Consider the following 22,377-nt stretch of genomic DNA (forward strand, 5'->3'; position numbering starts at 1 on the left):
AAATTTCTGTACCTTAATTCTGTTGATAGTACTTGTCAAATAGTATTTGCTGCCAGCTATGAAGATATTTAAACTCCTGTTTTTCCTTGCAATAGTGCTTGCACAAAATGCACATTGTCAAAATAAAAACAATCTTAAGGGGTTTGACCCAAAATCTAGTATCAGGGATTTGGCCATGGACACATGGACCAATAAGAGTGGCCTAGTTTCAAACAACGTCATTTCAGTTTTTCAGGCTGCTGACGATTATCTATGGATATCGTCGTACAATGGGCTCCAAAAATTTGACGGAAACAAATTTGAAATTTATGATCAGACCAATATCCCCTACCTCTCTTCAAACACAATATATGAAGGCACCCAAGACAAGCGGGGTAATGTTTTGTTCTGTACCAGTTCAAGCGGTGTTATTGGATATGACGGCAGACAATTCACAAGTATGCCGCTACCTAATTTTATTCCCAGTTCGGTGGTGTCAATTCTTTCAGACAGTCAAAACAATCTCTGGTTAGGCTCAAAAAACAATGGTCTTTACAAAATTGATGCTAATGGAAAAGCAGCAAGAACAAGTGAAATTCCAAATGTAACCATCCACAATATTTCAGAAGATTCAGATCAGAATATTTGGGTCGCTACCGACAACAAAGGCGTATTCAAAATTTCGAAGCAAAGAATCGTTGAATTCACCCAAAAAAATGGTCTGCTCGGTGATCATATCAGCACCGTTTACCCTAAGGGCAATACCCTATACGTGGGCACGCTTAATGGAATAAATGTTATTAAAGATGACAAAATTCAATATCTCAAAGCGTTTAAGGGTGAAATCATTAACGACTTGGTGGTTGATGATTTTGGTGTTTTATGGGTGGGCAGTGAGCGTGGTCTAATTCGTTATCGGCCGGATGATGGAACCTATGAGCTATTTTCACAAAAAGAGGGACTACCCGGAAAAAGAGTTGTTGACTTATTTTTTGATAACGAAGGTAGTCTGTGGGTTTGTACTTATGAAGGTGGATTAGCACGATTTAAAGCCGGAATAATTACCAATTTAACTATTAAAAAAGGGCTCTCCACCAATAAGGTTCATATCATCGGCAGATATAACGGTAAGCATTATATCGGCACCCAGGACGGTATAGTCAATATTTATGACGGAAATGGGGTTAGTCACTTGCATCTGCGGGATAATTTTAAAAAGGATGTAATTAGGGACTTCTTATTTGAAGACGATATTGCCTGGATTGCCAACTACAAAGGTCTTGTCAAACTAAAGAATGGCAAACAATCTTACTACAACGAAAGTACCGGCTTACCTAACCAGAACATCAGGACGCTATTCAAAGATTCAAAAGGCACCATGTGGATAGGTACCAGAACGGGAGGATTAATTCGTTTTGATGAGGCAGGCAATCATATCTCATATGATAAAAACTCTGGTCTTCTGACCAATTATGTGCTTTGCATAGAGGAAGACAAAAACGGAAACTTACTATTGGGAACGAATGCAGGTGGACTCAGTCGGCTATCGGCATCCGGAGAATGGAATCATTTCTCAATACAAAAAGATAATTCCGGTACTCTGATCTTCAACATGCTGGTCGACGGATTCAACAACACCTGGTTGTGTACCAATCTTGGACTTTTTCGGTTTTCCGAAGGTGAAATAGAAAAGGTTCAGTTTCATCCGGAACTAAAAATGGAAAAGTTTTTCGACATTGTAGACGACAAAGCAGGTAATTTCTGGCTGAGTTCTCCGATTGGTGTGATCAAAATCGGACAAAATAATCTCAACCAATACTTTACCCAAAACCTGCAACACGTCAGTTATGACTTATTAGGCGAGGAAGAGGGTATGGAAAGTCAAGAATGTACAGGAGCAACCAAGAGCTTCTATGATAAGGAAGCCAATAAAATATGGATACCCACCTTCGAAGGAGTCGCTATTATTGACCCCAGTCAAAAAATCATAAACACAAAGGTCCCAAAGGTCTACATCACTAAAGTGCAAATCGATAACAATTCCATTTTCCCGATTGAAGATGGAGTGGAAATAAAGCCTGGAACTTTTCGATATCTTTTTGACGTCACTGCACTGAGCTTTCTCGCGCCCTCTAAGGTTCAATTTAAGTACAAATTGCAAGGAATAGACAGTGATTGGAATGGACCAACCAAAGACAGGCGTATCGAATATACTAATCTACCCTATGGAGATTATACGCTTCAAGTGCAGGCTTCAAACAATGACAACGTTTGGAACGAATCCGGTGCTCAGTTATCATTTACTGTACTACCGCACTTTTTTGAAGCGGTATGGTTTCGAGCAAGCGCAGTGATTTTTTTCGTACTGTTGTTTTGGGGACTATATACCTGGCGGGTTTATGACATCAAAAAAACCAATCGCATCTTAAGGAAAATGAATAGCGAGCTAGACCGGTTTGTCTATAGTGCTTCGCATGATCTTCGTGGTCCGCTTACATCAACTATGGGCTTGGTCAATCTAGCACTAAATGAGAATGACCCTCACCAAAACAGAGAATACTTTGGCCTGATCAAGCAGTGCACAGATAAAATGAATCACTTTATTAATGAGTTGATCAACTATTCCAAAAACAAAAATGATGCAATTGAATATAGAGAATTTGAGTTGAAAACACTTATTGATAGTATTTGGGAAGGGTTAAAAGAACGTGACTCTTCAAAAAACATTTCTTTGGAATATGACATAAATGAAGAGGACAGACTGACTGGAGACGAGACTAGGATTAGAGTCATTTTGCGCAACCTGATGCACAATGCTGTAATCTTTGCAGATCTAAATAAATCCACACCACTGGTCAAAATCCTACTGCAGCAAAGTGGAAGGCATGTAGAACTTTCCGTTTCAGATAATGGCCTGGGGATTCCCAAACCTGCCATCGACCGAATTTTTGATATGTTTTTTAGGGCAAATGACAACAGTATAGGTTCAGGCCTGGGATTGTACGTTGTCCAGGAAACCGCCCAAAAACTCAATGCCGAAATAGAAGTAGTCTCTGAAGAAGGAAAAGGTTCCACATTTACAATTTCAATTCCGAAGCCTAAAAAAAATAACTAGCATACCACGCTATCTAAACTGGCCAAAGGTCGTTCGTGATCTAAAAAGTCCGGATTACAAAATGAAGAGTAATCGTTTTGGATTGTTATTAATCCTAATGGCTTGCTTCAATTTCATCACCATTGGAATGAAATTTCATCTCATTTTCCAGCAAAGTATTCATTTCCTTAATAATTCCATCCAAGGCCTGTGCCTCACCGTCCAAATTCTCAACAAGTGAGCTCAGCTCTGTATCTGCCCTCTTTTTCTCCTTCAATAAGTTGACAAGTCCCAATATATTTGACAGTGGTACTCTCAGCTGATGAGAATTCATATTTACATACTTCTCCATCGTATTGAGCTGTTCCTTTATTTTCTGAGATCGTTTTATTACCATCTCGTCTAAATTTTCATTCATCATCTTAAGTTGATGATTAGCAGTAGCAAGTTTATTGGTTCTGTCTTCTACTTGAGTTTCTAAAGTTCTTTCATGTTTGATCAGTTTATTTCTTACGTCAAATTGAATGAGATACATGGTCGTAACGAGGGTTGTAACTACAAATTCGTATTTCACCAGACCAAATACTCGCACATAATACTCAATGAATTCAAGTTCATATTGAGGTTCAAGCCATTGCCCAATCAGGATCAATAGTGGAATAATGAAGACCAAATAGTAAACAGTACAATTAACTATCCATAATAATGCACCACGCCAATCCAAACTGATTTTAGTTAATAACTTATTGTAGGTGGTCCAAACAAAAACCAATCCGGCTAAATGCATAAAAAAGACAGTCACAATATGCACGGACGACGGAGTAAGCAACGTCACTCCACACATGACTATTACTGGCCATAGTGACCGAAGGTAAAAAATTGAAATGAGCAGTGGTATTTCTCTGAAATCGGCAGATATTCCTTCAAAACCAGGAACGTTGATTTTTACATAACCAAAAAGAATAGACAGCAACCCAAAGAACAAGGCATTAACAAAATCGGCCAGATTCGGACGCTGGCCTAATATCTCGCGTGCTGATTCAATCATATATTGAGGATGTGGTGGTTGGTTAAAAACTCGACTTCAAGATCATAAATCTAATCATTTTAGAAAAATACAATCATATTTTTTGTATTAACAATTATCACTTAATAACTAATCATACCATGTGGTATCAATTATGAATTCTATAATAAGCTTAAAATGGAATGCGTATTTTGCATTAAAAATCATGTATACTCAAAAATGAAGCATTTAATCATTCTACTTATAGGTGTATGGTTTACCACATACCCTGCTATAGCACAGGAAAGCAACTGGCAATTGATCATACTTGGGATGGCGCAGGATGCGGGTTATCCACAGGCAGGTTGCAAAAAATCTTGCTGTGAAGCCTTCTGGCAAGGACGTAATGAAAAACAGCATGCAACTTGCTTGGGGCTCCTCAATACTTCATCAAAAAAGGCTTGGCTTTTCGAAGCTACTCCGGACATCAAAGATCAACTGCATGTCCTAGACTCTATGAAATACAATTTGGCAGGAATTTTCCTGACTCATGCACATATTGGACACTATGCAGGGCTCATTCACCTCGGACGCGAAGTGATGGGTACAAAAGAAATACCCATCTATGCAATGCCCAAAATGAAGTTCTTTTTGGAAAACAATGGCCCCTGGAGCCAACTGGTAACTTTAAACAACATCTTGATAAATGAATTACAAAATGAACAATCAATTTCTTTAGGCGAAGACCTAAAAATCACTCCATTTTTGGTTCCACACAGAGACGAATACTCCGAAACTGTGGGATACACGATCAGTAGCTCAAATGCCTCTATATTGTTTATCCCGGATATCAATAAATGGAAAACCTGGAATAAGAACCTGGCTGATGAAATCAAAAAAGTCGACTATGCACTACTTGATGCGGCCTTCTTTGCAGACGGTGAGCTGCCAGGTCGAGACATGAGCAAAATCCCTCACCCCTTTACCACAGAAACTATGGAATTGCTGAAAGATCTGCCCGACGATGAAAAATCAAAAGTGCACTTCATACACTTCAATCATACCAATCCTGCCATGTTTGAATCAGAAGAGCGAAATCGAGTATTTGGCAATGGATTTAATATTGTAAAAGAAGGTATGATTATTGGCCTCTAATGAGCATCGCTCTTCAGTAGGTCAGGGAATTTCTCCTTGAATCTATTTAAACGTGGTATGGACACTGCGCGTATATAGCCCTGATTTGGATGAAGCCTTTCATAGTTCTGATGGTAGTCCTCTCCTATCCAGAATTTTTCAAATTGCATAACTTCTGAAGCCACCACATCAGAGCTTAAAAGATCATTCAGCTCAGCAATTTTCATGTCAATAATTCTTTTTTCTTCCTCAGTCTGGTAAAATATAATTGATCGATATTGAGATCCTCTATCGGGACCTTGGCCGTTCACCTGCGTTACATTTTGAGAACCAAAATAAACATCTACCAGGGTGCTAAAACTCACTACTTTCGGATCGTAGTAGATCTCTACTGCTTCGGCATGTCCTGTCCTGCCTGTATTAGAATCTTCATAAGTAGGATTCTTAGTATGTCCTCCTGAATAACCCGAAATGGATTCCTTAACTCCCCTTACACTCTCAAAAACAGCCTCTACGCACCAAAAACAACCGGAAGCGAAATAGGCTTTTGCCAGGCTACTATCAGCCCTTAGATCTTTGACAACTTGACTGGTAGCCTGATTAGAAACCTGCGCCTGGCTACAACTTAGAGTGAAAAATAATAACAGAGATAGTGTATTGACTTTCATTTATAGAGGTTTACGTGATACTAATTTACTGGATTTCAACAATGGTTTTCATCAAATGATTCAAACAATCAGATTTTTTGAATAAACATGGAATGACAGCCAATATAATCCAGCCACCAAATGCCTAATGAAGTATCCAAAGAATTCAATGTTAGGTAATTATGCTCTCCAGTGTCGTCTTCATCTTGTCATAATCCGAATAGCCCATACTCACGGCATAGTATTGTTCACCTCTTTTCAGAACAACTGCTGGAAATCCACGAACACCCATTTGCTGCGCCTTCGCAAAGTCCTGATAAACCAGTTGTTTGTAACCTGATGAAAGAAAAAGTGCTTCAAAAGCGGTGTAATTAAGGTCTAACTCTTCGCACAGTTTTTCATATGTTTTGAGATCATGCACATCCATGTTCTCTGCATAAAATGCCTTTTGTAAACGCTTGTAAAAGTCCCATTCCTTAGATGAATCTAAATCCCGAACTACCCTTACGGCACGCGCTGAGGGCTCTGTATCATAGTTAAACTGATCACGCTCAAAAAAGTCAAAATCGAAGGGCTGACCACTCGCCTCTTGCACATGTTCCCAGTGTGTTCGGATCATGTTTCTAAAATCCTCCGTCCATTCCTCTCCCCCTCCGGGACGAAGTCCTCCCAAAAGCAATTCAAAATCAAATTGATCTGCATATTCATCCTTCAGTCTTTCCAAATGATTGGTAATTCCCCAGCACCAGGAGCACATCGGATCACCGATGTAGATGAGCTTGTCAATATTATCCTGACTACCCATGGGTTCATTCTTCATATCCACTTCAGGCACTTCACATGCGCCATCTTCGCAATTCAAGTCTTTGTTCACCATAGTTCCATTTCGCATTATACGTTCGTACAAGTAATACCCACTTGGACAAACAAAAGTTCATTTCTGTAAGAAATCAAAACAATATGTAACCTATCAGAAAATATTTTTAAACTCATTGTAACCGCGCCTCACCTTCGGCGTCTTCTAAGCAACATGACCACAGAACAATTTAAAAAAGAGGTTTTACCAGTCAAAAACAAATTGTATCAATACGCCCTGAGTATTGTGTGCAATGTGGAACTGGCTGAGGACATCGTTCAGGAAGTGTTCATGAAGCTTTGGAACCAGCGTGAAAAACTCAAGGAAATCCAAAATATTGAAGCATGGAGTATGACGATTACTCGCAATCAATCATTGGACAAGCTGAGAAAAAAGAAAATGCATGTAGTGGACCTATCAGAAGCAAAATACCAGATTTCAGGGCATCAGGTATCGGACCATCTCAGCATAAACAATGATTTGATGGAAAAAATCGAATCCACGTTGGAACTGCTACCCGAAAAACAAAGAGAGATTTTTCGGCTGCGGGAACTACTGGGGTATTCCAATCAAGAGATTGAAGAAATCTTAGACTTGGACGACACTCAGGTAAAAGTATACTTGTTCAGGGCAAGGCAAAAAGTAAGGGCATCATTGAGTAAAATATTGGACTATGGAGTGGAAACAAATCAAGCAGTTGGCTGAAAAGTATTGGAAAGCTGACACTACTGTAGAAGAAGAGATTGAACTGAAAAAACAAATGATATCCTCTGACGATCTGTCAACGGATCCGCAGGAGGTCGAGTACTTCAAGGCATTGGAACAGTTCTCTTCAATCAAACTAAGTGATGATTTTGACGATCAGTTTTTTGCAAAGATCAATGATGAGTTACCGGTCAAAAAACTCTTTGAGAAGAAATGGCTTCAACTTGCAGCCTCCGTGCTTTTAGTCATAGGAGTTGTAGGCGGCATGGGATTTCATTCTTACAAAGAGAAACAGTTGGCTCGCCAGCAAGAAGCTCGGGAAGCTTTCGAAATTGCAAAAAGTGCCCTCTTTATGGTTTCGGAAAAAATGAACCGAGGAAGCCAATACACATTGGACGGCCTCAGCAAGTTTGAAGAAACGCATCAAAAAATAAAGATTCAGAATTATAATAATTAATAAAATGAAAAAATTAGCAATAGTAACTATAGCCATGATATGGAGTATTTCTTCGATGGCACAGGACAATGCCATAAGTAAATATTTTTCAAACTTTGTCGCTGATACAGCATTCACAAAAGTGACCGTGACGAGCAAAATGTTCTCACTATTTACAGAAATTGACAGTGAAGATGAAGCTGAAAAAGAAGTACTTGAAGCATTGAGCAAGCTCAAAGGGATAAAGGTAATCATCAACGAAGACCCAAAAGATCCTAAGACGCTCTATGGCGGCGCAATCAGTACCATTGACAAAGACAAGGCATATGAAGAACTGATGTCTGTCGAAGATGGTAAGGAGAACGTTAAGTTTTTGATTCGCGACAAAGGCAGCATCATCAATGAGTTACTCATGATAGTTGGTGGTAATGAAGAATTTCTGATCATGAGTTTATTTGGAGAAATTGATTTGAAGCAAATCGCCAAACTTTCCAAAATAATGAAAATGCGTGGCATGGACCATCTAAAAGTGCTGGACAACGATGATGAATAAGAAATTTCAAGGTCAATTACTCACTAGCTCTGCACTCACCAATGGGTGCAGAGTTTACCTACTCTCATTGGCTCTGGTCATGTTGTCTCATGTTAGTTGGGCGCAGTGTGATGCTGTCACGGATCTCAAGAAAAACAATCTCACTAGTATGAGCTTGTATTTTTATCCAAGCACATTACGCATGGCCAATTTAGAGAACAATGAGGAGTTCAATAGGCTCATTCAGGATATCGATAAGCTCATCTTTTATAAGATGAATCGAAAATTTGAAACCATCGATTTGTACAACCTCGTTGGAGAACTGCAGTCGGAGAATGATTTTGAAGAATATGTGATTTTAGATGGCCCAAACAAAAAATTCTATCTGTTGGGTCGGGAAAAGCCGACCGAGACCGTGGGCGTTGCGCTTATGAATAATGAACACTATGTGTTCGACATCGCTGGAAGTTTAGAGCTCAAAGAAATTCCTAAATTATATGAGTACATAGCAAACAACGATTCTACCTTTCAGAGCAAATTTTCGCAATTGATTGATATAGTAGAAGTCGGTCAAGACATAGCCAACAGCAATCACTGATTAACTCAACTACATTGGAATACATACTCGAAACCAAAGGACTCACCAAAAAGTACGGTAGACTCACCGCACTAAACAACCTTGACCTTACTATAGAAAAAGGTATGGTCTTTGGCCTACTTGGACCAAACGGAAGTGGCAAAACTACTACATTGGGCATGATACTGGACGTAACCAGACCTACCGCTGGTGGCTACGAATGGTTTGGAAAAGCACCACACGCAGATAGCCGGAAGAAAATAGGCGCCATATTGGAAACGCCTTGCTTCTATCCTTACCTGTCAGCGGCAAGAAACCTTCATATCGTTGCGAAGATCAAAGAATGCCCGACTTCAAGAATTGATGAGGTATTGACAGAAGTTGGTCTGATCGAACGAAAAAACGATCCCTTTAAAACTTATTCCCTTGGCATGAAGCAAAGACTTGCGATTGCCTCTGCCTTGTTAGCTGATCCGCCAGTAATGATCCTGGACGAACCAACCAATGGATTGGATCCCCAGGGAATAGTGGAAATCAGAGAGATCATTCAACAGATTGCGTCTTCAGGAAAGACCATCGTGCTAGCAAGTCATTTGCTCGATGAAGTGCAAAAGGTATGTTCTGATTTTTGTGTATTGAGGAAGGGAGAAAAACTATATCAGGGCAGCGTTGAAGAGGCGCTGTCAGATCAAAAAACAATTGAGGTAGCTACAGCAGATTTGAACCAACTTGAAGAAGCACTTAATAATCTGAGTGGTATCAAGAACATAGAAAAGCAGCCGGATGTTCTCTCGCTTACAACGGAAAACGGATTGACCACTGAAAAAATCAACTCTTTTCTATTCGAAAAAGGATTGACCGCCACTCACCTCTCAAGAAAAGGAGGAAGCCTTGAAAAACAATTCCTCAAAATACTCAACGAAAATGACTAGACTCTTACAAATAGAATGGCTCAAACTAAAGTACAACAGATCTTTTTGGATTCTGGTATCCATGTATGCCATAGGTGTGATAATCGTCTGCTCCGGAGGAATGCTGTTTTTGGAATTCCTGAAAAGCAAGGGGGCCGATTTTAATGGGATCGACCCTACCATTCTTCCTCTGTATGATTTTCCAGATGTTTGGCACAACATTGCTTACATCGCCACCTTCTTTAAGGTCCTTTTAGGCTTTATCATGGTCATCTCAATTGCCAATGAAGCTACCTATCGCACCATGCGTCAAAACATTATTGATGGACTCAGCAAAAGGGAATTTCTACAAACCAAATTGCTCATCATAGGAATTTTATCATTAGGAGCCACATTATTGTTGTTTTTGATTGGTTTGATCACAGGCAGTATCTACTCCCACGTTTTGGGCTGGAAATACATATTCTCGAATATGGAGTTTCTTCTAACCTATGGATTCGAAGTATTTGTCTTTCTAACCTTTGCTTTAATGATTGCCTTATTCGTAAGAAAGGCAGGGTTGGTTATCGTAGGACTGCTCATGTATACCATAATCTTTGATCCTCTAATGGCTAAATTCCTTGAGCATTTCCCATACATCTGGGATGAAATCAGGTTTTTGAAAGATTACCTTCCGATAGCAGCTTTGAATAATCTGATTCACGTACCCTTTTTAAAGTATGCATTCCAGGAAATACAAGATTATATTTCCTGGAAGGAACTCTTAATTGTAGGAGGTTGGTTAGCTCTCAACGTGAGTTTGAGCTACTGGATTCTAAAAAAGAGAGATTTGTAATTAACGAGATCGTTTGGCCTTACTTTTAAAAATGGCCCCCGTAACAATTCCGGCAACGCCAGTGGTAGTGAGCAACAATCCCACAGCTCCTTGAGGATCTCCATCAGACTCAGTGCCTCCATAGGTGGATGTGGTAGTCGTATAAAATATGTCGTCAGCGGTAGCCATCATTATTACACCTACCACAGTAGCAACAGCTCCAACAGCAAGTAGGGTATTACCTGCCTTGTTATACTTTTCCTTCCTTGACAGTTGTATCTCTAATTCTCTGTTAGTCAATTCGTGTTGATACTTTGCATAATGCAAATTCATCATTCTCAGATTGGCATTGTAGTGCGCATAGGTCGTTGTTGACTTTGACTGCTGGTTTGGATTAGTAAGACAATGTCCCACGTGGCTAAAAAATACCAGGGCAACGCATGTAAAAAATAATTTCATAGAGTATAAAGAGTTGATAATTAAAGTAATGACCGTATGCATGACGCTTATACGAAACACGCAAAACTACAAAAAAACAAGAACTTGCCCAGCAAACATCAGCCCATTCTAAGCCGCTTTATGAAGTTTACTGTATTCTCTAAATGTGATCATTCGTTGCGATTCTTCGTCCCAGAGTTTATGATTCATATACTTAAGACTCTCCCAGAAACCGATCACAGTTGTATACTTACTAAATTGAGGATTCTCTTTGATGCATTTGATCAGATTATAGTTAGGAATAGCCGAATATAGGTGGTGAATATGATGCACACCAATGTTTCCAGTCAGCCAGTTGACCAAGGCAGGCAATTTGTAATACGTACTTCCCTTTACAGCAGACACAAAATGATCCCAGTCGTTCTCCCATCTTTTATATCCATCCTCATGCTGATGCTGCACATAGAAAAACCATATAGCGATGATAGAAAATAGATAAAGTACGGTCACGTATGTGGCTAAAATTGCTTTCCAATCAAAGAGTAAGCAAAGGGCAACTATCCCTCCGATTACCACAATATTATTGATAATGACACTCTTGTAAGCTCTACTTTTATTTGAATCTAAAATTACCAAAGGCAACCGCATATTTCTGATAAAGTAGATTATCGGACCTATAAAAAAGGTAACAATCGGAAATCTGAAAATTTGATATTTTACTCGATCCCAAGTTCCCATCTCCTGATATTCTTTTACCGTAAGGGTATTGATGTCACCTATGGCTCGTGTTTCTAGTTTACCATTGTGATTATGGTGAAATGCATGCGCATCTGCCCAATATTCATAGGGCATCGCGCTAAATATACTACAGAGAAAACCAATCGCGTCCCTCCATTTTTTTGACTTGACAAATGAATGATGCCCACAATCATGCTGGATAATGAATATCCGTACGAGAAAGAAAGAATTAATTATTCCTAATCCAAAAAACAAAAAAATATTGTACGAAAATGCCCAATACATTGCAATCCATATGCCCACAAACGGAATCATCGAATTGCACATTTGCCAAATGGCCTTCTTATATGACATCTGCTTGTATTTCTGCAAGGTGGCCATCATCTCCTTAGCAAATGCCTTAATTTCAATATCACTCATATTAAAAATTCCAATTGTAATCAGTTAATATCAAGGACAAGACTGTCCGAAATTTGTGACAAAGATCGCCATTTTTTTTAGGCTTATTTAATTTTTATCATTCTAAGTAACCGTTCACCATAAAAGTAAAGATATTTGAACCTTTGCAAATCCTGGGATGATATTTGCAATCGATCCGTCAGCCAAATTTTAAAAGAATGAAAAAATTAATCCTGATTCCATTTTGCCTACTAATAATCCTTTCGGCCAGGGCTCAACTTAATGTAACCGGCCAGGCAACTCTTACCTTACAGCCAAAACGAACTATTATAAGTTATTCTATAGGGTCAACGAAAGACAGCTATGACGAAGCCATAGCTTCAATGACTAACAGAATAGATGCCTTAACGCTTTCTTTAGCAAAGATCGGTTTCAAAAAAGAAGAGATTAAAACATCCAACTTCAATATTCGACAAAACCGAAAGTATAGACAGGGAGAACCCAAAGGTGAAGAGTATATTGCTACTCAAAGCCTGGAGATAAGATTCGATCATTCAACCAAAAGACTGCTGGAGGTTCTGAACAAAACTGCTTCCGATGAATCGGCCCCAACTGTATCTATAGCCTTTGGCATGTCAGAAGAGCAAGAGAAATCTGCAAAAGAACTACTGATACAAATGGCCGTTGCCGACGCCAAAAGGAAAGCTGATCTACTAGCCAAAGAAACCGGATACAGCATCCAGGGTATCAAAGAAATCAATTATGGCAATACTTATAACAGTCCTCAGCCCTATAGAGGCAATATGGGTATGATGAAAAGCTTTGCTGAAAATGATATGTCAAATTTTGAGGCCAAAGACTTAACCATCAGGGATCAGGTCTTCATATCCTATGAAATATCGAAATGATGATCGAGTAACCACCACTATTTTCGAGTCTTTCAATGCAAGGACTCAAACAATATGAATTTTCTAAATATTCACCAAAATCTTGTTCACAAAGTAGATTAGCATATCTTTGCCTTACTTATCAAGAAAGACCGAGGGATTGGGCCCTAAGACGTCTTGGCAACATATCCATAGCCGCAATTTGGATGTTGTGCCAACTCCCATTCTGAGTGAATCATCATTTGGAAAAAGATAGGTTATCTCTAAACAGATTTCTTTTTTGGTAGGTAGTTTTTAATTAAAACTCTGATAGATATGGATATTTTAGATATTCTAAAAGAACGAATCTTAGTATTAGATGGGGCCATGGGCACCATGATACAGCGGTATGACCTCAGCGAAGATGATTTTCGTAACGATGAACTGAAAGATCATAAAATCCCTCTCAAGGGCAATAATGACCTGCTGTCGGTGACACGCCCCGATGTAATCAAAGAAATACATGCGGCATACTTTGAAGCCGGAGCAGACATTATCGAGACCAACACCTTTGGTAGTACTTGGGTCGCTCAGGCAGATTATGAATTGGAAGATTGGGTCTACCGCATCAATTACGAATCCGCTAAAATTGCTAAAGAAGTTGCAGTAGAATTTACTTCCAATAATCCGGATAAACCAAGGTTTGTGGCAGGGTCCATGGGTCCTACTAACAGACTGGCCTCCATGTCACCTAACGTCAATGATCCTGGATATCGCGCCATTACTTTTGATCAGTTGTTGGAGGCCTTTGGGAATCAAGCCAAGGCTTTGTTAGATGGTGGAGCAGATATTTTGTTGGTCGAAACAATCACAGATACCCTCAACTCCAAGGCTGCATTGATGGCCATAGATCAAATAGCCGAAGAAAGAGGCATTAGAATACCGATCATGGTCTCCGGTACAATTACTGATGCCAGTGGTAGAATATTGTCAGGGCAAAACACGGAAGCATTTTTAATTTCCGTATCGCATTTAGATCTGCTTAGCATTGGATTGAATTGTGCACTTGGAGCAAGAGAGCTTAAGCCATACTTGAATACGCTTTCGAGCAAATCAGATTTCAATATCAGTGCTCACCCAAATGCCGGTTTGCCCAACGAATTCGGTGAATACGACGAAACTCCTGAAGATATGGTATCTCAAATTAAAGAATTTTTAGATGATGGGCTCATCAACATCATCGGCGGATGCTGTGGTACCACACCAGATCATATTAAGGCTATTGCTGATCTGGCTTCAAATTACCCGCCAAGGTCAAAGAGTAAAGAGGTAGCGGTTTGACATACTTGAATTCAATAAGTAAAAACAATCAAAGACATGAGTGCAAAACTATATAAAGAGATTAATCATAATACACTAGTTGCAATACCAAACCCCTCTAAAGAGGCATATGAGATTAAAATCAAAATTCCAGAGTTTACATTTTTGGGGGTCAAGCAACAACCAGATTTTGCTACAGTCTTTTTGACTTTTTATCCCAAGAAAAAAATCATAGAACTTAAATCTCTCAAGCAATATGTCTATGAACTTAGGGATATAACTGTATCCTACGAGCGTTTGATCAATATCTTTTACGAGCACCTCATGAAAGTTTATGAACCCGACAGGTTAAGAATAGTCATGATTTGTAATCCCCGAGGTGGCATTAGTTCCAAGTGTACCATTGACTCAGATTGGAAAGCCCGCGGTGGAGATGAAAAATATAAGGATTGGATGCATTCCAATGGTGAAGACAATTGGAATGTCTTAATGTAAAAACTAATTATCGTCATTCAACAGGAAAAAGTAAAATACAGTAGGCAAATGAATATCCATCCCGAATACCCTGGTAAGTACGAATACAAATGGCATGATCTTGCACCCATGAAATTGAGTGGATTAGAGCCATTGATTGTCACACCAGATATGAATTTCATCAATGTTGGTGAAAGAACTAATGTGACGGGATCCAGAAAATTCTTGAGGTTGGTCAAGGAGGAAAAATTTGAGGAAGCGCTGGAGGTAGCTCGAAATCAAGTTGAAGGAGGCGCGCAAATTATTGATGTGAACATGGATGAAGGGATGCTAGATGGTGTAGAAACCATGACAAACTTCCTTAATCTCATGGCTGCAGAACCTGACATAGCCAGGATTCCGGTAATGATCGACTCCTCCAAATGGGAAATCATCGAGGCGGGATTAAAATGCACACAGGGTAAATCTGTTGTTAACTCAATTAGCTTAAAAGTAGGTGAAGAAGAGTTTATTCGACAAGCTAAGCTGATTAAACAATATGGTGCAGCGGTGATAGTAATGGCGTTTGACGAAGATGGTCAGGCGGACAACTACGAAAGAAGGGTCGGAATTGTAAAAAGGTCCTATGAACTTATGGTTGGCCCTAAAATTAAATTTAGACCTGAGGATATAATCTTCGATCTAAACATATTTCCGGTAGCTACCGGTATGGAGGAGCATAGAAAAAATGCACTTGACTTTTTCCAAGCCACACGTTGGGTTAGAGAAAACCTGCCCTCAGCTCATGTAAGCGGCGGAGTAAGCAATGTCTCCTTTTCTTTTCGTGGCAACAATGCAGTAAGAGAAGCTATGCATTCGGCATTCTTGTATCATGCCATTGGTCAGGGAATGGATATGGGAATTGTCAACCCAGCCATGCTTGAAGTGTATGACGACATTCCTAAAGATCTATTAGAACACGTAGAAGATGTACTTCTGGATCGAAAGGATGACGCTACTGAACGGCTACTTGACTTCGCAGAAACCTTCAAGGGTAGTGGTAAAGTGGAGAAGAAAAATGATGAATGGAGACAACTTCCGGTTGGAAAGAGAATTGAACATGCACTAGTCAAAGGAATTGTAGAATTCATAGATGAAGACACCGAAGAAGCCAGGCAATCAGTCAAGCGCCCACTTCATGTGATTGAAGGTCCTCTCATGGATGGAATGAACGTGGTGGGTGACCTTTTTGGCGAAGGAAAAATGTTTTTACCGCAGGTGGTAAAAAGTGCCCGAGTAATGAAAAAAGCCGTGGCTTACCTCACGCCGTTTCTGGAAGCTGAAAAAGCTGATGGTGAAGCACGTAATGCAGGTACGGTACTATTAGCGACAGTCAAAGGCGACGTACATGATATTGGTAAAAATATTGTTGGTGTGGTCATGGCATGCAACAATTATGAGATCATCGACATGGGTGTCATGGTGCCGAATGAAAAGATTCTCGAAAAAGCCAAGGAAGTAAATGCTAATATCATTGGTCTAAGCGGTCTGATTACACCATCTCTGGACGAAATGGTTGACTTTGCCAAATTACTCGAAAAAGAAAATGCCATATATCCCCTGCTCATAGGCGGAGCCACTACTTCCCGGATTCATACAGCAGTAAAAATTGACCCCTGCTACAGCGGGCCAGTAGTTCATGTATTGGATGCCTCTCGTAGCGTTCCGGTCGCTGGTGATCTGTTAAGCGATAAAAAGGGGGCGTTTATTGAGAAAACTAAGAAAGAGTACCTAGAGGCAAGAGAAAACCATGCAGGAAGAAGTAAGGCTAAAAACTATATTAAATTTGAAGAGGCAAAAGCCAATGCTTTTAAGATTGACTGGGAAGAGTCAAATATCAAAAAGCCGAATTTCATAGGAAATAAAACCTTTAACAACTTTCCGCTCGAAAAGATCAGAAAATACATTGACTGGACTCCATTTTTCCAAACCTGGATGCTGAAAGGTAAGTTTCCAAAAATTATGGAGGATGAGGTCATCGGCCAGCAGGCCACCGACCTATACAATGACGCCAATAAAATGCTAGACGATGTAATCGCTAAACGCAGTCTGCAGGCCAACGGGGTAATAGGCATTTATCCAGCTAATAATACCAATGGCGATGATATCAACGTTTCCGATCGGTCGGGCAAAGAGCTGACTACATTCCATTTCCTAAGACAACAAGGCAAAAAAGGAGCCAATATCGCAAATATGTCGTTGGCTGACTTCGTGGCCCCAGAGGCAAGTGGGAAACAGGACTACTTGGGTGGGTTTGCAGTAACAACAGGCATCGGAATCGAAAAGCTGATAGAGAAATACGAAAAAGAGCATGACGATTATCACGGTATTATGATTAAGGCCATTGCCGATCGTTTGGCTGAGGCATTTGCCGAATTGATGCATGAAAGAGTGAGAAAAGAACTATGGGGATATGCAGTTGAAGAATCTCTTGACAACGAGCATTTAATTGCCGAAAAATATGCGGGTATCAGGCCTGCTCCAGGCTATCCGGCTTGTCCCGATCATACCGAAAAACCAATTCTTTTTGAACTCCTGGATGTTGAAAAGGAAACTGGAATAAAACTCACAGAGTCCAATGCCATGTATCCTGCAGCCTCGGTAAGTGGCTTCTATTTTGCCAATGAAGAATCAAAATATTTTGGACTTGGGAAAATCGAAAAAGATCAGGTCGAAAACTACGCCAAAAGGAAGGGTATGACATTGGAAGAAGCAGAAAAATGGCTCTCTCCTAACCTCGCTTATGGATAGAAAGTGTTAAAGTGTTAATGTATTTGAGCAGGTTAAAACAGTGAATTAAATGTCCAAAGTTTTAAAATTCGAAGATTTAGATTGTTGGAAGGAAGCAAGGGTCTTGGTTAAAAATATCTATTCAAGCCTAAATCAGAACAAATCGATTGACCATGACACCAAAAGTCAAATGAGGAAAGCAACACTGTCTATGATGAATAATATTGCTGAAGGATTTGGAAGGTATAGCGACAAGGAATTCATTCGTTTTCTCGAATACTCTAGCAGTTCAGCAGCGGAAGTTAAAAGTATGTTATATGTATTTGAAGATTTACAATATTTGAATCAAAATCATTTAGATATACTTCATGAACAAGTTGACAAAACAAGAAAACTGACTCTTGGATTGATTAGATATCTAAAAAACAAACAAGTCAAAGTACTTCATCACCTATAACCATAACTCTCAAACACTAATCGACCACAACACAGTAAAAAAATGAAAGTAACCGAACATATTGCCAAAGCAAATGGCAGCGCACTTTTTTCACTTGAGATCATTCCTCCACGCAAAGGAGAAAATATTCAAAACATATTTGATCACCTTGATCCTTTGATGGAATTCAAACCGCCATTTATAGACGTCACTTATCACAGGGAGGAATATGTGTATAAGAAGCATCCCAACGGTCTCCTAGAAAAGAAAACAACAAGGAAGCGCCCTGGAACTGTTGGAATTTGTGCGGCCTTAAAACATAGATACATCGTGGACCCTGTACCTCATATCATCTGTGGTGGATTTACTAAGGAAGAAACAGAAAACGCACTGATCGACCTCAACTTTTTGGGTATTGACAATGTGCTGGTGCTGCGTGGCGATGCAATCAAGTCAGAATCTAAATTTACCCCGGAGCCAGAAGGCAATGACTATGCACTGGATCTTCTACATCAGGTGAAAGGCATGAATGATGGCCACTATTTGGATGATGAAATGGAAAATGCCAATCCTACAGATTTTTGTATCGGAGTGGCTGGTTATCCTGAAAAACACTTTGAAGCACCAAGTCTAAAGTCTGACTTGAAATTCCTAAAACAAAAAGTGGATGCAGGGGCAGAATATATTGTCACTCAGATGTTTTTTGACAATCAGAAGTTTTTTGAATTTGAAAAGAAATGTCGTGATTTGGGAATCAATGTCCCTATTATTCCCGGATTGAAACCTTTCAAGACTAAAGCGCAGCTAAGTGTACTCCCTAGCTTTTTCAAAATTGATTTGCCTGACGATCTTGTAGAAGCGGTAGAAAATTGCAAAGACAACAAGGAAGTGCAGCAAGTAGGTATCGAATGGGGCATTCAGCAATCACGTGAGCTCAAAGAACACGGCGTACCAGTACTACACTACTACTCTATGGGTAAGTCATCAAGTGTTCAGAAGATAGCGGAAGCGGTTTTTTAAGAGTTTTTGAAGATTTGAATTCGGATGCACTAGATTAGCGTATTTCAAAATTCATTGCAAGACATGAGAATTCTTTTAATGCTTCTACTCTTCTCAGCTTGTGAAGTTGAGGCCCAACCTTCAAAGGGTCAAGTTTACTACTTCAACGAAAATTGGAAAAAGATTGACAAAAATGAAGCAAAGTTCTTCAGAATTGTAGGTGACTATATTCCAGAACTCAACGTTTATAATGCTGTAGATTATTTTATTTCCGGGGAAAAATATTCAGAAGGAACCTATGACTGGCCTGAAACTGGTTTTGCGCATGGAACTATCAGATACTTTTACAAATCGGGAGAGGTAAAAAAGGAAGTTAAGTTCTCCAAAAGCAAAGCCATTGGAAATTTTAAAGAATGGTATAAAAACGGTGATTTGAAATTGCTTGGGGTATATGAAGCCAATCCTAAAGAACCACGAAGAGAAAATATTTTGAAGATCATGTCTTATTGGAATGAGAATAGGGTTCAAACTGTACTTCATGGATCTGGTGAATATTTTGAATGTGATGATGTGCAAAATATTTGCCAAGATGGAACTCTAAAAAGTGGTTTAAAGGAAGGGGTTTGGAATGGCCTTGATAAAGAAAATAATATAAATTTCAACGACCTATATAAAAAGGGAGTATTTGTTAAAGGAGCTAGTACAGACGAAATGAATAATCAATACAAATATTCTGAGATAAGAACTAAGCCTACCGTTAAAGGAGGTGAGGAAAATTTCAGCTTCTATATTCTTAGAAAAATTGATAAAGCATACAAGAAAAGTAACTTTGAAGGCAAAGTTTATATCAGTTTTATTGTCACTGAAGATGAAAAAATAATGAATTTTGATTTTATCGGCAATTCAAATTTTGACTTAAAGGATGAAGTTAGCAGCGTACTAAAAGATGGTCCAGAATGGAGAGCAGGTACCTTCAGAGGAAAAAAGGTTAAAACTCAAGTAATACTACCCCTAACATTTCATCATTGATACCATATTTACCATCTAAACTTCTTTCAGATTATTAATGAAAATACGGACTTTTATTGTTGATGCTTTTACCAATAAACCTTTTCAAGGAAATCCTGCTGGGGTCTGCTTATTGGATCAAGCAATAGACCCCATGAAAATGCAATCAATAGCCAGTGAACTGAATCTGTCAGAGACTGCTTTTTTGTTGAAAACAAAAGCGAGTAGTAATCATTATAACATCAGATATTTTACCCCGACCGTTGAGGTTGATTTTTGCGGTCATGCGACTTTGGCGTCTTCGAAAATTGTATTAGACAAGCTAGACCTTAACAAAGTCGATTTTACAACGCATTCCGGATTGCGGTTAGAGGCGAGTCACGAGTACCCATTCATAAAAATGATCTTCCCTCTCTATGATACCACATCATACCTGCCAAATCAGAAACTATATGAAGCTTTTGGAATAGAAAATCCCGTTTCGACGAGGTTTTCTGAGGACTTAGATATGTTGATCATTGAGGTTGTTGACAAGCAAGCACTTCAAGATGTAAACCCTGACTTTCAAAAGGCTATTGAAAGTTCTAAAACAATTAAAGAACTCGTCGTAACAGCTAAATCAGAAGATGAGGGTTATGACTTCTATTCCAGATGTTTTTGCCCCTGGATTGGCATCAACGAAGATCCGGTGACAGGGGCATCTCACTCCGTGCTAGCGAAATATTGGAGCGAGAAACTAAGCAAAAAAGATATGTCAGCATTTCAGCTCTCAAAGCGTGGTGGGTTTTTAAATCTTAGTATCAAAAGCGAAACCGAATTAGAGGTTAGAAGTTGTGCTAAAATTGTATTTGAAGGAACTTTAGACGTTTAGTCAAAAACTAATCGTTTAGCCAGAGCATAATCTACAGTTGTCATGAATGATAAATACCTTTTTAAGTCCCAAAGACTTGGCTTCAGGGTCTGGCAGGATACAGACATTGCCAAAATGATCAAGATCAGCTCTGATCCAAACGTTATGGAGTTCTTTCCTGCTATTGCTTCGGCAAAGCAGACGACAGAGTTTGTAGGTAGAATGAAAATCATGTTTGATGAAAAAGGTTTCTGCTATTTCCCTGTCGATGAACTTTCTAGTGGCAATTTTATTGGATTTATCGGATTGTGCTATCAAAGTTATAAAGCCGAATTTACGCCTTGTGTGGACATTGGTTGGCGGTTGAGTCCGTCCTACTGGAACAAGGGATATGCCACAGAAGGAGCCCAAGCGTGCCTGGAATACGCATTCAATAAAATCGGACTAAAGAACATTAAAGCTATAGCCTCAAAGATCAATGTGAAATCAATTAAAGTGATGGAAAAGATAGGTATGAAAAAACAGCTTGAATTTAATCATCTTGCAGTTGCTCATGATAAAAGGCTAAAGTCCTGCGTCTGTTATGAAATTGCAAATGAGTCCTATTAATGATGTATAGAATAGCGGGACTAAATACCAATTGAACAGAAGATTATCATTACCGTTATTTAGTCTTTATATTTGACCTAACAGGTTATTGTACTTAAGAAGTTGATAATTAAAGGCGCTGATTATGGTCAATGAGTTAATTGGAGCAACACTGCAAATATTAGTTTTTACACTAATCCCATTTTTGGTTTATACCATCAAGAACAAATCCACCACTGGTTTCTTTGAATATATAGGATTAAAAAGATCGACAAAAAAGGCAAATTACCTCGCTGTATTTGCCTGCCTGATATTCGCAACTCCCGTACTCCTTCTGACTCTTACAAGTGTCGATTTTAAGGAAATCATGTTTGACCCTGCAAGTATTACCGGAAAGTTCAGGCAAATGGGTTTTGGCATGTACTCCGTATCAACGCTCTTGATCGTTGCCTTATTTAAGACCTCTTTCGCCGAGGAAATACTATTCCGTGGGTTCGTAGCAAAAAGACTCATTAGTGTAATGGGCTATCAAAAAGGTAACATGCTTCAGGCCACCCTGTTCGGAATCATTCATACCGCATTGTTTGCCTCCATCACGAGTAATGCTTTCTTCTTGCTAGTTATATTTATAGTACCATCTATTGGCGCCTACGTGTCGGTGTATTTAAATGAAAAACTGGCAAGCGGCAGCATTGTTCCCGGATGGATCTCTCACGGATTGGCAAACGTACTTGCCTATAGTATTGTCGGATTTATAATCTAGTAAAAACTACAACCTAAATTTTCTATTTAATTAAAATC

General features: G+C 39.3%; 23 protein-coding genes and 1 riboswitch. Of the genes, 18 read left to right on the forward strand and 5 right to left on the reverse strand.

The annotated features are described in order from the left end of the window. Nucleotides 1-58: 58 nt before the first annotated feature. Nucleotides 59-3,094: a two-component regulator propeller domain-containing protein gene (locus tag ABJD64_RS13045; protein ID WP_348179328.1), complete on the forward strand. Its 3,036-nt coding sequence runs from the start codon at nt 59-61 to the stop codon at nt 3,092-3,094. A gap of 94 nt (nt 3,095-3,188) precedes the next feature. Here the strand turns inward: ABJD64_RS13045 and ABJD64_RS13050 are convergent, their stop codons facing one another. Next, the gene (locus tag ABJD64_RS13050) at nt 3,189-4,121 is read right to left on the reverse strand and encodes a histidine kinase dimerization/phospho-acceptor domain-containing protein (protein WP_348179329.1); all 933 of its coding nucleotides are present in this window, start codon (nt 4,119-4,121) and stop codon (nt 3,189-3,191) included. Nucleotides 4,122-4,319: 198 nt separating this feature from the next. Here ABJD64_RS13050 and ABJD64_RS13055 point away from each other — a divergent pair, with 198 nt between their 5' ends. Beyond that, nucleotides 4,320-5,234 (forward strand): MBL fold metallo-hydrolase, encoded by a 915-nt coding sequence (locus ABJD64_RS13055; protein WP_348179330.1) that lies wholly within the window; start codon nt 4,320-4,322, stop codon nt 5,232-5,234. Here ABJD64_RS13055 and msrA read toward each other — a convergent pair. Together msrA and ABJD64_RS13065 are read right to left on the reverse strand one after the other, a co-directional pair. Continuing rightward, nucleotides 5,231-5,881, reverse strand: coding sequence for a peptide-methionine (S)-S-oxide reductase MsrA (msrA, locus tag ABJD64_RS13060; RefSeq protein ID WP_348179331.1), 651 nt, complete (start codon nt 5,879-5,881; stop codon nt 5,231-5,233). The genes ABJD64_RS13055 and msrA overlap by 4 nt on opposite strands. Nucleotides 5,882-6,032: 151 nt before the next feature. Continuing rightward, on the reverse strand, nt 6,033-6,767 hold the full coding sequence (locus ABJD64_RS13065) for a DsbA family protein (RefSeq protein WP_348179332.1): 735 nt from the start codon (nt 6,765-6,767) through the stop codon (nt 6,033-6,035). 123 nt (nt 6,768-6,890) lie between these two features. Between ABJD64_RS13065 and ABJD64_RS13070 the strand changes: the two genes are divergently transcribed. From ABJD64_RS13070 to ABJD64_RS13095, 6 genes are read left to right on the forward strand one after another with little or no spacing between them, the layout of a single operon-like run. After that, nucleotides 6,891-7,421, forward strand: a complete 531-nt coding sequence (locus ABJD64_RS13070; RefSeq protein ID WP_348179333.1) for an RNA polymerase sigma factor — start codon at nt 6,891-6,893, stop codon at nt 7,419-7,421. Further along, nucleotides 7,390-7,878: a hypothetical protein gene (locus ABJD64_RS13075; RefSeq protein WP_348179334.1), complete on the forward strand. Its 489-nt coding sequence runs from the start codon at nt 7,390-7,392 to the stop codon at nt 7,876-7,878. Before ABJD64_RS13070 ends, ABJD64_RS13075 begins: the two co-directional genes overlap by 32 nt. A gap of 4 nt (nt 7,879-7,882) precedes the next feature. Then, nucleotides 7,883-8,410, forward strand: coding sequence for a DUF4252 domain-containing protein (locus ABJD64_RS13080; RefSeq protein WP_348179335.1), 528 nt, complete (start codon nt 7,883-7,885; stop codon nt 8,408-8,410). Beyond that, nucleotides 8,400-8,987, forward strand: a complete 588-nt coding sequence (locus ABJD64_RS13085; protein ID WP_348179336.1) for a hypothetical protein — start codon at nt 8,400-8,402, stop codon at nt 8,985-8,987. Before ABJD64_RS13080 ends, ABJD64_RS13085 begins: the two co-directional genes overlap by 11 nt. 14 nt (nt 8,988-9,001) lie before the next feature. Beyond that, nucleotides 9,002-9,898, forward strand: coding sequence for an ABC transporter ATP-binding protein (locus tag ABJD64_RS13090; protein ID WP_348179337.1), 897 nt, complete (start codon nt 9,002-9,004; stop codon nt 9,896-9,898). Continuing rightward, entirely contained in the window at nt 9,891-10,712 is an 822-nt protein-coding gene (locus ABJD64_RS13095) for an ABC transporter permease subunit (protein ID WP_348179338.1), read from the forward strand. The genes ABJD64_RS13090 and ABJD64_RS13095 overlap by 8 nt, the downstream gene beginning before the upstream one ends. Here the strand turns inward: ABJD64_RS13095 and ABJD64_RS13100 are convergent, their stop codons facing one another. Together ABJD64_RS13100 and ABJD64_RS13105 are read right to left on the reverse strand one after the other, a co-directional pair. Further along, nucleotides 10,713-11,150 carry a hypothetical protein gene (locus ABJD64_RS13100; RefSeq protein WP_348179339.1) on the reverse strand — a complete coding sequence of 146 codons (438 nt, stop codon included), beginning with the start codon at nt 11,148-11,150 and terminating at the stop codon, nt 10,713-10,715. A gap of 108 nt (nt 11,151-11,258) precedes the next feature. After that, nucleotides 11,259-12,287 (reverse strand): fatty acid desaturase, encoded by a 1,029-nt coding sequence (locus ABJD64_RS13105; protein WP_348179340.1) that lies wholly within the window; start codon nt 12,285-12,287, stop codon nt 11,259-11,261. A gap of 197 nt (nt 12,288-12,484) precedes the next feature. On the opposite strand from ABJD64_RS13105, the gene ABJD64_RS13110 reads away from it, so the two are divergent. The 10 genes from ABJD64_RS13110 (at nt 12,485) to ABJD64_RS13155 (ending at nt 22,339) form a co-directional block, all read left to right on the forward strand. After that, nucleotides 12,485-13,174: an SIMPL domain-containing protein gene (locus tag ABJD64_RS13110; RefSeq protein ID WP_348179341.1), complete on the forward strand. Its 690-nt coding sequence runs from the start codon at nt 12,485-12,487 to the stop codon at nt 13,172-13,174. 115 nt (nt 13,175-13,289) lie between these two features. Then, nucleotides 13,290-13,412, forward strand: a riboswitch (SAM riboswitch). A 56-nt stretch (nt 13,413-13,468) separates the two neighbouring features. Further along, on the forward strand, nt 13,469-14,473 hold the full coding sequence (locus tag ABJD64_RS13115) for a homocysteine S-methyltransferase family protein (protein ID WP_348179342.1): 1,005 nt from the start codon (nt 13,469-13,471) through the stop codon (nt 14,471-14,473). 36 nt (nt 14,474-14,509) lie between these two features. Further along, entirely contained in the window at nt 14,510-14,947 is a 438-nt protein-coding gene (locus ABJD64_RS13120; RefSeq protein WP_348179343.1) for a hypothetical protein, read from the forward strand. Between the two features lie 48 nt (nt 14,948-14,995). Further along, a complete protein-coding gene (gene metH / locus ABJD64_RS13125; protein ID WP_348179344.1) occupies nt 14,996-17,716 on the forward strand; it encodes a methionine synthase in 2,721 nt (906 codons plus the stop codon). 49 nt (nt 17,717-17,765) lie between these two features. Next, nucleotides 17,766-18,152 (forward strand): four helix bundle protein, encoded by a 387-nt coding sequence (locus ABJD64_RS13130; protein ID WP_348179345.1) that lies wholly within the window; start codon nt 17,766-17,768, stop codon nt 18,150-18,152. A 42-nt stretch (nt 18,153-18,194) separates the two neighbouring features. Further along, complete coding sequence (gene metF, locus ABJD64_RS13135) at nt 18,195-19,151, forward strand: methylenetetrahydrofolate reductase [NAD(P)H] (RefSeq protein ID WP_348179346.1); 957 nt, start codon at nt 18,195-18,197, stop codon at nt 19,149-19,151. 63 nt (nt 19,152-19,214) lie between these two features. Then, nucleotides 19,215-20,159: a hypothetical protein gene (locus ABJD64_RS13140; RefSeq protein WP_348179347.1), complete on the forward strand. Its 945-nt coding sequence runs from the start codon at nt 19,215-19,217 to the stop codon at nt 20,157-20,159. 37 nt (nt 20,160-20,196) lie between these two features. Continuing rightward, complete coding sequence (locus ABJD64_RS13145) at nt 20,197-21,009, forward strand: PhzF family phenazine biosynthesis protein (RefSeq protein ID WP_348179348.1); 813 nt, start codon at nt 20,197-20,199, stop codon at nt 21,007-21,009. Nucleotides 21,010-21,051: 42 nt separating this feature from the next. After that, nucleotides 21,052-21,597, forward strand: a complete 546-nt coding sequence (locus ABJD64_RS13150; RefSeq protein WP_348179349.1) for a GNAT family N-acetyltransferase — start codon at nt 21,052-21,054, stop codon at nt 21,595-21,597. Nucleotides 21,598-21,721: 124 nt separating this feature from the next. Then, a complete protein-coding gene (locus ABJD64_RS13155) occupies nt 21,722-22,339 on the forward strand; it encodes a CPBP family intramembrane glutamic endopeptidase (RefSeq protein WP_348179350.1) in 618 nt (205 codons plus the stop codon). Nucleotides 22,340-22,377 lie beyond the last annotated feature (38 nt).

The sequence above is a fragment of the Reichenbachiella sp. genome, from assembly GCF_039944555.1.
Taxonomy (GTDB): Bacteria; Bacteroidota; Bacteroidia; order Cytophagales; family Cyclobacteriaceae; genus Reichenbachiella.